The sequence below is a fragment of the Pseudomonas sp. ABC1 genome (genome assembly GCF_013395055.1).
Classification (GTDB): Bacteria; Pseudomonadota; Gammaproteobacteria; order Pseudomonadales; family Pseudomonadaceae; genus Stutzerimonas.
Window position 1 is genome coordinate 48,813 of the sequence record NZ_CP058349.1, and the last position, 13,099, is coordinate 61,911.

At 60.8% G+C, this 13,099-nt stretch carries 10 protein-coding genes; 7 read left to right on the plus strand and 3 right to left on the minus strand.

Going from position 1 to position 13,099, the window contains the following annotated elements; genetic code table 11:
• Positions 1-80 precede the first annotated feature (80 nt).
• A complete protein-coding gene (locus HW090_RS00200; RefSeq protein ID WP_179111583.1) occupies positions 81-1,040 on the plus strand; it encodes an NAD(P)H-quinone oxidoreductase in 960 nt (319 codons plus the stop codon).
• Between the two features lie 288 nt (positions 1,041-1,328).
• Complete coding sequence (locus HW090_RS00205) at positions 1,329-2,504, plus strand: IS4 family transposase (RefSeq protein WP_179111584.1); 1,176 nt, start codon at positions 1,329-1,331, stop codon at positions 2,502-2,504.
• 187 nt (positions 2,505-2,691) lie between these two features.
• Here HW090_RS00205 and HW090_RS00210 read toward each other — a convergent pair whose 3' ends face one another.
• Positions 2,692-3,981 carry a M18 family aminopeptidase gene (locus HW090_RS00210; protein ID WP_179111585.1) on the minus strand — a complete coding sequence of 430 codons (1,290 nt, stop codon included), beginning with the start codon at positions 3,979-3,981 and terminating at the stop codon, positions 2,692-2,694.
• Positions 3,982-4,275: 294 nt separating this feature from the next.
• On the opposite strand from HW090_RS00210, the gene HW090_RS00215 reads away from it, so the two are divergent.
• The 4 genes from HW090_RS00215 (at position 4,276) to HW090_RS00230 (ending at position 9,302) form a co-directional block, all read left to right on the plus strand.
• Entirely contained in the window at positions 4,276-6,513 is a 2,238-nt protein-coding gene (locus tag HW090_RS00215) for a fatty acid cis/trans isomerase (RefSeq protein WP_179114772.1), read from the plus strand.
• Between the two features lie 99 nt (positions 6,514-6,612).
• On the plus strand, positions 6,613-7,197 hold the full coding sequence (gene nfuA / locus HW090_RS00220; protein ID WP_179111586.1) for a Fe-S biogenesis protein NfuA: 585 nt from the start codon (positions 6,613-6,615) through the stop codon (positions 7,195-7,197).
• Between the two features lie 143 nt (positions 7,198-7,340).
• Complete coding sequence (locus tag HW090_RS00225; protein WP_179111587.1) at positions 7,341-8,327, plus strand: response regulator; 987 nt, start codon at positions 7,341-7,343, stop codon at positions 8,325-8,327.
• Entirely contained in the window at positions 8,328-9,302 is a 975-nt protein-coding gene (locus HW090_RS00230; protein WP_179111588.1) for a sensor domain-containing diguanylate cyclase, read from the plus strand.
• A 60-nt stretch (positions 9,303-9,362) separates the two neighbouring features.
• On the opposite strand, the gene HW090_RS00235 is transcribed toward HW090_RS00230, so the two are convergent.
• Entirely contained in the window at positions 9,363-9,632 is a 270-nt protein-coding gene (locus tag HW090_RS00235) for a hypothetical protein (protein WP_179111589.1), read from the minus strand.
• A gap of 199 nt (positions 9,633-9,831) precedes the next feature.
• Complete coding sequence (locus HW090_RS00240) at positions 9,832-11,466, minus strand: methyl-accepting chemotaxis protein (RefSeq protein ID WP_179111590.1); 1,635 nt, start codon at positions 11,464-11,466, stop codon at positions 9,832-9,834.
• Positions 11,467-11,725: 259 nt separating this feature from the next.
• Here HW090_RS00240 and HW090_RS00245 point away from each other — a divergent pair, with 259 nt between their 5' ends.
• Positions 11,726-13,042, plus strand: a complete 1,317-nt coding sequence (locus HW090_RS00245; protein ID WP_179111591.1) for a Na+/H+ antiporter family protein — start codon at positions 11,726-11,728, stop codon at positions 13,040-13,042.
• Positions 13,043-13,099: the final 57 nt, after the last annotated feature.

The following is a 13,099-nucleotide window of genomic DNA, read 5'->3' on the forward strand; positions in this document are numbered from 1 at the left end:
GCGCGGAGAGAATTGGCCCGATGATGAAGCCGGTTGTTTGCGGTTAGAGCGGGCACGAACGAGACCACTATGGAGGCAGTATGAAGGCATTGCAAGGCATCGAAGGGCGCGTGGAGTGGAGTGAACACCCGGCTCCGGCCTGTGGCGAAGGGCAGGTGCGCATCCGCGTGGCAGCCGCTGGACTCAACCGTGCGGACCTGTTGCAGCGTGCCGGCCTTTATCCGCCGCCCGCCGGGGTGACGGCGGTGCTTGGCCTGGAGTGCTCGGGTGTCATCAGTGAGGTCGGGGCGGGCAGTGCGTGGAAGATCGGTGATCGCGTCTGCGCCTTGCTCGCCGGTGGTGGCATGGCCGAGGAAGTCGTGGTGGATGCGCGGCATGTGCTGCCGGTGCCGGAAGGCTTGAGTCTGGTCGAGGCGGCAGCGGTGCCCGAGGTCTATACCACGGCCTGGTTGAACCTCTATCAACTTGGCGGTCTGCGGCCACGGGAAAAGGTACTGCTGCATGCCGGTGCCAGCGGTGTCGGCTCAGCGGCCATCCAGTTGTGCCGCGCGTTCGATAACCCGTGTTGGGTGAGCGTCGGTTCCGCGCAACGGCTGGCCTACTGCGAATCACTCGGGGCACAAGGCGGTGTGTTGCGTGGCGAAGGCCTGGATGCGCTGCGCGATTTTGCGCCCTTCGACGTGATCCTCGATCCGGTCGGCGCCAAGTATGCCGCGCAGAATCTGCAACTGCTGCGCCAGGACGGGCGCCTGGTGATCATTGGCCTGATGGGCGGGCGCAAGGCTGAGCTGGACCTTGCACTGCTGCTGGGCAAGCGGATCCAGGTGATCGGCTCGACCCTGCGCAGCCGTGACGACGACTTCAAGGCCCAGTTGCTGGCTGGCATGCAGGAGAAACTGTGGCCGCTGTTCGCCGATGGCAGATTGTCGCCACGTCTGGAGTTCAGCTTCCCGATTGAGGATGTCGAGGCGGCCTTCGCCACCCTGGAAAGCAACACAGTGGCCGGCAAGGTCGCGCTGGTGATCGATCCGGAGCTGTGAGAGTCGCTGTGCAAGGCACATGGTGCGCCTTGCACCGTCGGTTCTCGGAACCATGCCTCTCAACGTCTTTGCGAAGGCGCGTTCGAGCGAGTCATGGGCCGACGCGTTTAAGCCGCTATCGCCATCGGCGTTTGCAGGCATGCCGACCTGAATACCCGCGCATCTGGGTCCCCGCCTTCGCGCACTGCTGTCCGGTACGAATTTTGCGGTCGATGTTGAAAGGCTTGTGAAACCTGGGAGTACGGCTTAAACCGTAGAGCGCCAACTCAATCTCGCAGGTTTCACAAGGTGTTCAGAATAAGCCGGTTCCACGATCTACTCAAAGCCCTCCCACGTGGTGTATTTGATCGCGCTGTCGTTCAGCAAGACGCGGACAGTCACAGCCGACGCTTTACAAGCTGGGATCACCTAGTTGCGATGCTATACGCCCACCTGTCTGGGGCCGGCAGCCTGCGTGAGCTCGAGTCCAGCTTCAATAGCCAGCCCAATCACCACTATCACTTGGGAACGTCTGCGATCAGGCGTTCAACACTGGCCGAAGCCAATGGGAGACGCTGTCCAGAGGTTTTCGCCCAAGCGGCGCAGTACCTGATGGCGTGCACCAGTCGGCAACAACGCAGGGACACAAAAGAGCTGCTGTACCTATTGGACTCGACCTCCATCACCCTGAAGGGCTCAGGCTTTGACGACTGGACGTTATCGGATCGAACACGCCGAACTCAGGGGGTCAAAGTCCATGTCCAGTACGCCAACCACTGCGCAGCCCCTGTGGATTTCCGTTTCAGCACCGCTAATGTCAACGATATCGAAGTCGGCAAGTGCCTGGAGATTGAGCCTTACGCCACCTATGTATTCGACAAGGGCTATTGCGATTACAACTGGTGGGCCCGCCTGGAAGAGAACAAGGCCCGCTTCGTGACACGATTCAAGTACAACGCGGGGCTCAAGGTTCTTTCCTCGCGCGAGATTGCCAGCGGAGAACAAGGTGTGATTTTGCAGGATGAGTACGTCAGGTTTGCGCACCGACATCCTGGCGGGAAACGCATCAATCACTATGAAAAACCTTTACGCCGAATCGTCGTCCACCGCCCTGAGCATGATCGTCCGCTGATCCTGGCGACCAACGACCTAGAGAGCCCAGCGGCGGATATTGCTGAGCTTTACCGCCGTCGCTGGCGAATCGAATTGTTCTTCAAATGGATCAAGCAGCACTTGAAGATCAAGCAGTTTCTGGGGCGTAGCGAAAATGCGGTACGCATTCAGATTCTCTGCGCCCTGATCAGCTACCTGCTGCTGAGCCTTCACCGGATGGTGACAGGTGAAAAGAAGAGTCTGTGGATGTTCATGGTGGAGGTGCGCTCAACACTGCTACAGCGTCCGGAGATAGAGGTTGAGCGTTATCGAAGGCGACAGGCGCAAAAACAGGAAATCGAGCAACGACAGGGACAGCTATTCCCTGCATAAGGAGTGCCGGACAGTAGTGCGCCTTCGCGGGGACGACGGTGGTGGGGTTACGATGGTGTTCCAACCTGCCGATTGGCACTCCTCATACCCAGTCATTCCCGCGAAGGCGGGAATCCATGCAATATCGGTAGCGCCGCCGGCCTTGCTTGCCGGCAAGTGCTACCTGACACGCTGAAAGGGCTGCTTCTCAGGGCAGCTCGGCGCTGCGGTAGAACGCGCTCAGCACCTTCACCAGGTGGGCCAGGTCCTGGCTGCCGGCCAATTCGCGGATCGAGTGCATGGCGAAGGTCGGCAGGCCAATGTCCACCGTGCGCACACCGATGCGGCTGGCCGTGATCGGGCCGATGGTCGAGCCGCAACCCATGTCGCTACGGGTGACGAAGCTCTGCACTGGAACCTCTTCGGTCAGGCACAGGTGGCGGAAGAAACCGGCGGTTTCGCTGCTGGTGGCATAGCGCTGGTTACTGTTGACCTTGATCACCGGCCCGGCGTTGAGCTTGGGACCATGGTTGCCGTCGTGCTTTTCCGGGTAGTTGGGGTGGACCGCGTGGGCGTTGTCGGCGGAAATCAGCAGTGAACGGTTGAGGGTCCGCTGCAACTGGTCTTCTTCCGGCAGGATGCGGCGCAGGATTTGTTCGAGGAAAGGGCCGTCCGCGCCGCAGCAGGAGGATGAGCCGACTTCTTCATGGTCCGTGCAGACCAGCATGCAGGTCTGTTCCGGTGCCGCCGTCAGCAGGGCTTGCAGGCCGGCGTAGCAGGACAGCAGGTTGTCCAGGCGAGCCCCGGCGATGAAGTCGCCATTGAGGCCGATACAGGCCGCTGGCTGGGTGTCGTAGAAGCTCAGTTCGAAGTCGAGAACGACATCGGCCACCAGGTTGTGTTCGCGGCTCAGTTGTTCCGCCAGCAGGGCGCGGAAGTCCGAGGTGTCCTGGCTGGCGACCTGGGCCAGGATCGGCGGCAGTTCCTTCTGGGCGTTGATGGCCCAGCCCTGGTTGGCCTCGCGGTTGAGGTGGATGGCCAGGTTGGGAATGGTGGCGATGGCCTGTTTGAAGTCGATCAGTTGGCTTTCTATATGCCCGTCGCGGCTGTAGGTGAGGCGTCCGGCAAGGGACAGGTCGCGGTCGAACCAGGGCGCCAGCAAGGCGCCGCCGTAGACTTCCACCCCCAGTTGCCAGAAGCCCTGGGTGTGCAGGTCCGGGTGCGGCTTGACGCGCAGGCAGGGGCTGTCGGTATGGGCACCGACCAGGCGGATGCCATGTTCGCTGAGCGCTTGCGTACCGAACTGGAAGGCGATGATCGAAGAGTCGTTGCGCGTGACGTAGTAACGTCCACCGGCCTGCAAGTGCCAACTGTCACGTTCGTCCAGGCGTTCATAGCCGGCATTGCGCAGTCTTTGTGCCAGCGAGGCGGTGGCATGGAAGGGCGAAGGTGATGTGCCCAGGTAATCGATCAGACCCTGGTTGAGTGTTTCTTGCATTGACACGACTCCATACGGCAATGGCGCGCAGTCTAGCGTATTCCCTTTCATTGCGAGTCTGGCTCGCTTCATAACTGTGACAGGCTCTACAATCGCATCCTTTTTGTCCGAATCATGATCATGTTCTTCAGCAGGCCGTTGCAACGCGCTGGCGGGATAGCCAGTGCAAGACAAGAGCAGGCGAGGAAGCGGGGTTTGCACACTGTGAATGAGCATTTTGAGCCTTTCTTCAACGCTGCGTTGGCAACGCGGGCGGTGTTTCAGCGCTCCGCCAGGTCGCTTGCCGCCCTGCTGATGTCCTGTGCCGGGGCGGCGTATGCGCAGGAGGTGTCCTATATCAAGGATATCCAGCCGATCCTGACGAAGAACTGCGTGGCCTGCCATGCCTGCTACGACGCGCCCTGCCAGTTGAACCTTGGCAGTGGCGAGGGCCTGCAGCGTGGGGCCAGCAAGATGCCGGTCTACAACGGCTCTCGCGGCAAGGCCCAGGAAACCTCGCGGCTCTTCCTCGATGCCCATGATGAGGAGGCCTGGCGCAAGCGCGGTTTTCATTCCGTGCTGCAAGAGCAGGCATCGCTGATGTCGCGCATGCTCGAACTGGGACGCGACAATGCCTTCCCGGCCAATGCCCGTCTGCCCGAGGATCTGGACATCGGCATCAACCGTGAAAACCAGTGCCCGCTGCCGGGGGATTTCGACAGCTATGCGCGCAAGCATGCCAATGTCGGGATGCCGTTCGCGGTAACCGGCTTGAGCGACGAGGATTACACCGTCCTGCAGCGCTGGTTCGACGAAGGGGCGCCGATCGAGGTCGAAACGGTGCAGCCCTCCGTTGCCGAACAGGTGCAGATCGACGCGTGGGAGCGGCTGCTCAATGGCACCACGCCGAAGGAGCGCCTGGCCAGCCGCTGGCTGTATGAACACCTGTTCCTGGCGCATCTGTATTTCGCTGGTGGAGAAAGTGGGCATTTCTTCGAACTGGTTCGCTCGCGCACGCCAGGCGGCCAACCGGTCGACCCGATCGCCACCCGCCGGCCGAACGACGATCCGGGCACCGACTTCTACTACCGGCTCCGTCCGATCCAGGGCGTGATCGTCCACAAGACGCACATTACCTACGGCCTCAGTGCCGAGAAGCTGGCTCGCACACGGCAACTGCTGTTCGCCGATGACTGGCAGGTGGACAGGCTTCCGGGCTATGGCGCCGGGCATCGTGCCAATCCGTTCCTGACTTTCGATGCCATCCCTGCGCGCGCCCGCTACCAGTTCATGCTGGATAACTCGGAGTATTTCGTACGTACCTTCATCCGTGGCCCGGTATGCCGCGGACAAATCGCCACCGACGTGATCCGCGACCATTTCTGGGTGACGTTCCAGGCACCCGATCATGACCTCTATATCACCGACGCCGATTACCGGAGCGAAGCGACGCCCTTGCTGGCGATGCCGGGGCAGTTCGATGAAATCGGCGACCTGCTGGGGCTGTGGCGCAGTTACCGGGACAAGCGCAACCACTACGAGGCGCTGCGAACCCAGAGCTACCGCGAGGCGCCGGCGCCCGGCTGGGACCACATCTGGGCGGGCAACGACAACGCGTTGCTGACGGTCTTCCGTCACCACGACAGCGCCTCCGTGCGCAAAGGGCTGATCGGTGCCGTGCCGCAGACGCTCTGGTGGATGGACTACCCGCTGCTGGAGCGCACCTACTATCAGTTGGTGGTGAACTTCGATGTGTTCGGCAATGTTTCCCACCAGGCGCAGACACGCCTGTACTTCGACCTGATCCGCAATGGCGCGGAGCAGAACTTCCTGCGTCTGATGCCCGCCGAGGCGCGCAAGGAGATTCTCGATGACTGGTACCAGAGTGGCGGCAAGCTCAAGATGTGGGCCGACTACCAGGCGCTCGACCAGAAGTCCCCGAGCGGCCTGCACTTGCCGGAGCAGGCGCCGCTGAAGCCGTTCGCGCAATCGCTGCTGGCCCGTTTCGCGACGATCAATGCGACCCCTGATCCGATCAACCGCTGCAAGGGTAGCCATTGCCATCGTCCGGGCCTGGGAGTCGAAATCCAGGCGGCCGAGCAGTCGCTCAGCCGTCTCAGTGGGCGCCTGGCGGCCGGTTTGATGGTGATTCGCCAGTTGCCGGAGGCGACCCTGGTGCGTGTGGAGGCCAGCGATGGTTCCCGCGAGGTCTACAGCCTGCTGCGCAACCGGGCGCACAGCAACGTGGCCTTCATGCTGGGTGAGAGCCTGCGCTACCAGCCGCGACTGGATACCTTGACGGTCTATCCGGGGGTCCTGACCAGTTACCCGAACTTCATCTTCAACCTGCCGGCAAGTGATGTGCCGGCCTTCGTTCGCAGCCTGGAACTGGCGAAGGATCGCAAAGCGTTCGAAGCCTTGGTCGAGCACTGGGGGATCAGGCGCACCCACCCTGACTTCTGGCGCTACTTCCATGACCTGAGCAGCTATATCCGGGAAACCGAGCCGCTGGAAGAGGGGGTTCTGGATATGAACCGCTACAAGAATCTATGAAGTCGAGCCAAGGCGGAATGCTTATTCCTACTGATTTAGTATGACTTTAACCCCGAGGCGGGTTGGCGTACACTGCATTCAAGTTCGCGAGGAGGCCACATGAGCGCCATTACCATTACCGACGCTGCACACGATTACCTGGCCGACCTGCTGGAAAAGCAGAACACCACAGGCATCGGCATCCGTGTTTTCATCACGCAACCCGGCACGAGCTATGCCGAAACCTGCATTGCCTACTGCAAGCCCGGAGAAGAAAAGCCGGATGATATCGCCCTGGCCTTGAAAAGCTTCACGGCCTGGATCGACAGCGTCAGCGAACCTTTTCTGGAAGACGCGCTGGTCGATTACGCGACCGATCGCATGGGCGGACAACTCACCATCAAGGCGCCCAACGCCAAAGTGCCGATGGTCAACGACGACAGCCCGCTGAACGAGCGCATCAACTACTACCTGCAGACCGAGATCAACCCCGGGCTGGCGAGCCATGGTGGCCAGGTGACCCTGATCGACGTGGTGGAAGAAGGCGTTGCCATCCTGCAGTTCGGCGGCGGCTGCCAAGGCTGTGGCCAGGCTGACGTCACCCTCAAGGAAGGTATCGAGAAGACCTTGTTGTCGCGTATTCCAGAACTGAAAGGGGTCCGTGACGTCACTGACCACACCAACCGCGAAAACGCCTACTACTGATCCAACGTGTCGGGCGCAGGGAGCGCCCGGCCATGGCTCCGTGTCTTTGAGACTGGATGCCATTATTTTGCCATGAGTCATCCCATTCGCCATTCGGCTGGGATAAGCTTCCCGCTCCCTTCGAGGGTTGTGAGAGTTAAGGCATGCCTCCCCCCGTTCTGCTGATTTGTGATGACTCATCGCTTGCACGCAAGCAATTGCTGCGTGCGCTTCCTTTGGATTGGCAAGTCAGCGTCGAGCAGGCCGACGGGGGGAATTCGGCGCTCGAGCGTATCCGCCAGGGCGGCGTGGACCTGATGTTGCTGGACCTGACGATGCCCGACGTCGACGGGTACCAGGTGCTGGCCGCCCTGCGTGAAGAGGAGCATGACTGCAAGGTCATCGTGGTGTCCGCTGATGTGCAGGACGAAGCCGTGCGGCGCGTACTGTCACTCGGTGCTAAGGCATTCATTCGCAAGCCTGCCGATCCGCTCCAGTTGATCCGTACCCTGGCCGACTTGGGCCTGTTGAATACCCTGCGCCAGATGGGCGAGCGGGGGCAGGGCGAGTCCATCGGTTTCCGTGATGCCTTCCGCGAGGTGGTGAACGTTGCCATGGGGCGTGCGGCGGCGCTGTTGGCCCATGTGCTCGGGGTGTTCATCCAGTTGCCGGTGCCCAACGTCAATATTCTCGAAGTGGGCGAGTTGCACATGGCGCTGGCGGATGCCGCGTGCAGTGACCGTCTGACGGCTGTCTGCCAGGGCTATATCGGCGGAGGCATCGCAGGTGAGGCCCTGTTGATCTTCCATGACTCCGATATCAGCGACATGGCGCGCCTGATGGGGAGCAGCGACGGCTATCAGGACATGGAGATGCTCCTGGACCTGTCGAGCCTGTTGATCAGCGCCTGCCTCAGCGGCATTGCCGAACAGATCGACCTGGTCTTCTCCCAGGGCCATCCGCAGGTGCTGGGGCAGCATGCGTCGATTACCGACCTGATCAACGTCAACCGTTCACGCTGGCGCAAGACCCTGGCCGTGGAGCTCAGCTACAGCATCGAAGGGCATGACATCCATTTCGACCTGCTGTTGCTCTTCACCGAGGACTCGGTGGAGCTGTTGTCGCGCAAGATTGCCTATCTGGTGAACTGAATGCTGGAAAAGAACCGTCTGAGCGAGTTGCATGGTCTGCTGGCGATCGTGCAGAGCATCGATATCGGTGTCGTGGTGATCGACCGTAACTACCGGGTCGAAGTCTGGAATACCTTCATGGAGAACCGCTCCGGGCGTTTGCCGTCCGAGGCGTTCGGGCGCTCGTTCTTCGAGCTGTTCCCCGAGGTCGACGAGGCCTGGTTCCGGCGCAAGGTGGAAACGGTGGCGACACTGGGCACACCGGTGTTCACGATCTGGGAGCAGCGGCCTTACCTGCTGCACTTCAAGAACTACCAGCCGATCACCGGGCTGGAAGACTTCATGTACCAGAACACCACGATCCTGCCATTGAAGGGCTTGAGTGGCGTGGTCGACCAGGTTTGCCTGCTGATCTACGACGTGACCGATGTCGCGACCAACAGGCACCAGTTGCAGGCGGCGAACCGCGAATTGCAGCGGCTGTCGAGCACCGATCGCCTGACCGGGCTCTACAACCGTGGCCATTGGGAAGAGCGCTTGCGCCAGGAGTTTGCCCGCTACAGCCGCTCCGGCGGCCAGGCTTCCCTGGTCATGTTCGACATCGACCACTTCAAGCGAATCAACGACAGCTACGGGCACCAGACGGGTGATGCGGTGATACGGCGTGTGGCCGACGCGGTGCGCATGACTGTGCGTGACTCGGATATCGCCGGGCGTTACGGCGGTGAAGAGTTCGCTGTGCTGCTGCCGGATACCGACAGGGACGGTGCGCGTATTTTCGCCGAGCGTTTGCGAGGGGCGGTGCAGGAGCAGCGAGTCTCCTATGAGGGGCAGTCGGTCTGCTTCACCATCAGCCTGGGCGTGGCGGAGTCGACGCAGGCAGTGCTCGGTGCTGAGCAATTGATCGCGATGTCCGACCGGGCGCTCTACGAGTCCAAGGCTCAGGGGCGCAACCGCACCAGTCTCTATGGTGTCGATGTGGCTGCCGAAAAATGAAAAACCCCGCGTAGCGAACTACAGCGGGGTTTTCGAAAGATACGGCCGGATGGCGCGGTGTTACGCAGGCATGCTCCAAGGCGAGAAGCTGAGGCCTTCGTTGCTCAGGCGCTCACGGGCCTGTTGCAGGATGCTGCCCAGTTTCACCGGATCGCTGTAGACATTGCTGGCGATGTTGCAACGACCCAGGATGCGGGACTGGCTGCCATCGAGAACGCTGATGCTGACTTCACCATTGCCGCCTTGTTGGGTCCAGGCAACGCAATGGAAGGGTTGGAAGGCACGGTCAGTGATGAGAAGGGCGTCGTTGAAGCGCAGTGTATGAGTCATTGCAAGTATCTCTCTGGGGCATCCGGAAATGTGCCGCTGCGGCGTGTTGCGCGTTGGCTTTGTACTGTTGATGCCGGCAGTGAGGGGGAAAGTCACATCGGAATTGAAAAAATAGAAATATTTTTATCAATTAGCCCAAAGTCTAAGTCTTAAGCCTCAGGCAGCAAGCCTGTGCCGGCCTTGCTGCTTGAGGTGAATCTCATACTTTGAACTGGCTCAGGAGGCGATTCAGGCGCTCCGACAACTCGTCCAGGTGCTTGCCGGCGTCGCTGGACTGCTCGGCGGCACTGGTGCTCGCCTGGGCCAGCCCGGCGGCCCGGGTCACGTTCTGGTTGATGTCTTCGGTGACATGGGACTGCTGCAGCGTCGCGCTGGCGATCGATGCATTGAGGCCTGACAGGTTGCGCAGGGACTGGGCGATCTGTCCCAGGCTTTCACCGGCCTGGCTGGCTTGCTCCACCGTCAGTTGCGAGGCTCGGTTGCTGGCCATAATGACGTTCACGGCAGCCTCGGAGTTCTGCTGCAAGCGCTCGATCATGCCCTGGATTTCCGCTGTCGACTGCTGCGTGCGTTGTGCCAGCAGGCGCACTTCGTCGGCCACGACGGCGAAGCCACGGCCTTGTTCGCCCGCGCGGGCCGCCTCGATGGCGGCGTTGAGTGCCAGCAGATTGGTCTGGTCGGCAATCGAGCCGATCACTTCAAGCACCGAGCCGATCTTGCTGGTCTGTTCCGCCAGGGAATGGATGACCTCGACGGACTGGGTGATGGTGCCCGACAGCTGGTCGATCTGCTGCAGCGTGGTTTCGATGTTCTGCTGGCCCTGGCTGGCCTGCTTGTCGGCAAGGTCCACCTCGGTGGCGGCATGTTCGGCGTTCTTCGCCACTTCTTGTACCGCGTAGGTGACTTCGTTGACCGCAGTGGCCACGAGCTCCATCTGTTGCAGTTGCTGCTGGCTCTGTTCGTGGGTGCGTTCGGAGAGTTCGCCGAGGCTGTGCGAGGAGGTTTTCAGGGAGTCTGATGTGTGCTGCAACTGGCCGATCAGTGTGCGCAGTTTTTCCGTGAAACGGTTGAAGTCGCGCCCCAGCGTTGCCAGTTCGTCGCGCCCGGCCACGTCCAGGCTGCGTGTCAGGTCGGCTTCGCCACTGGCGATATTGGCCATGGCTTCCATCGAGTTCTGCAAGGGCTGGGTGATGCTGCGGATCAGGATCGCCACCATACTGGCCATGACCAGGGCGATCAGCAGGCCGATCAGCGAGAAGCGCACCAGGTAGTTGGTGAATTCCTTTTCCACGTCATCGATATAGATGCCGGAGCCGATGATCCAGCCCCAGGGCTGGAACAGTTGCACGTAGGAGGTCTTGGGGACCGGTGCATCTTCGCCCGGCCGTGCCCATTCGTAGGCCACCGCGCCGGCGCCGTCACGCTTGGCCACCGCGACCATCTCGTTGAACAACTCCTTGCCGTTCGGGTCCTTGTTGCGCGAAAGGTCCTGTCCCTCCAATGCGGGCTGCATCGGGTGCATGATCATTTTCGGTTGCAGGTCGTTGATCCAGAAATAGTCATGGCCGTCGTAGCGCAGGGTACGGACCTGCTCCAGTGCGGCGTTCTGGGCCTGTTCGCGGCTCATGCTGCCGTCGCTTTCCAGCTTCTGGTAATGCTGGAGAATACCGGCCGCGGTCTCGACCACATGGCGTGTCATCACATCCTTGCTTTCGTAGAGATCGCTACGCACCTGCAGGATCATCAGCAGGCCAAGGGTGAACAGCATGAAGGTGGCGAATACCGGAATCAGCCAGAGCCGCTTGCTGATCGGGAATTTGCGCAGCAGGTCCATTGTTTCGCTCCTGGGTGAATATCTTTTCGTTTTTATGGTCGGTGCCGGATCATCGAACGATTCGCCACCCGGTGCATTGTCGGAGATCAGCGGATCATTGCCATCCCATCCTTTCGGAGCACGCTCTACCTCGGGCTTTTCCCGGCGTGGGCAGAAGGTTATCGGCATTCTGGTGCCGATCTATATGGTGCCGTTTTGACTTGCCGGGGGGCATGCTGCACAGTACGCCGCTTTTTCAACTCCTGGCGGGTAGGTTCGAATGAACGCAGTGGTGGCGGCGGTCGGTATCATGCTGGTGCTTTCCTTGTGCCGTGTGCATGTGGTGATCGCCCTGATCGTAGGGGCACTCAGTGGAGGCCTGCTCGGCGGGCTCGGCGTCGAAGCGACGCTGGCGGCTTTCAACAAGGGCCTGGGCGGCGGTGCGACGGTGGCGCTGTCCTATGCGCTGCTGGGGGCTTTTGCTGTCGCCATCTCCAAGTCGGGCCTGGCCCATGTGCTGGCCGACAAGGCTCTGGCGATGGTCGGCCGGCAGGAGGCGCATGGTGGTGGGGCGCTGAAGTGGATGATGATCGGGCTGCTGCTGGCCGTGGCGATTTCTTCGCAGAACATCCTGCCGATCCATATCGCCTTCATTCCCTTGCTGGTGCCGCCGTTGCTCTTCGTGCTGAGCAAGTTGCAGATCGACAGGCGCCTGATCGCCTGTGTGCTGACCTTCGGGCTGATCACGCCTTATATGTTCCTGCCGGTGGGCTTCGGCAACATCTTCCTCAATGAAATCCTGATGGCGAACATCACCCGCAGCGGTGTCGATGTCACCGGCGTCAATGTCACCGAGGCGATGCTGATCCCGGCGCTGGGCATGACGGCTGGCCTGTTGATTGCCTTCATCAGTTATCGCAAACCACGCGTCTATGCGCTGGATCGGCTGGAGAGTGCAACCTCGCAAAAAGTGGCCTATAGCCCGCTCACTCTATCGGTTGCTTTGCTGGCCATCGCTTCTGCCTTTATCGTCCAGCTCTGGCTGGACTCGATGATCATCGGCGCGTTGGTCGGTTTTGTGCTCTTTTCCGTATCGGGTGTGGTGCGCTGGCGGGAGACGGACGATCTGTTCACCGAGGGCATGAAGATGATGGCCATGATCGGCTTCATCATGATTGCAGCATCGGGATTCGCAGAAGTCATTCGTGAAACGGGGCACGTCAAGACCCTGGTGGATACTTCGGTTGGCTGGATCGGCAATAGCAAGGCCATTGGTGCACTGCTGATGCTGTTGGTGGGGCTGTTGGTGACCATGGGCATCGGCTCGTCCTTTTCCACTGTGCCGATCATCGCAGCGATTTTCGTGCCGCTGAGTGTCGAGCTCGGTTTCAGCACCCTGGCAATCATCAGCCTGGTAGGTGCTGCTGGCGCGATTGGCGATGCAGGCTCACCCGCTTCCGACTCAACCCTTGGCCCAACCTCGGGCCTGAACGTGGACGGCCAGCACAGCCATATCTGGGACACGGTGGTGCCGACCTTCCTGCACTACAACCTGCCGTTGCTGGTATTCGGCTGGATAGCGGCGATGGTCCTGTAAGAGCCATCGCAGGGCTTGGCACCTGTGCAAGAAGCCGGTGCGCATGGCGCACCCTAC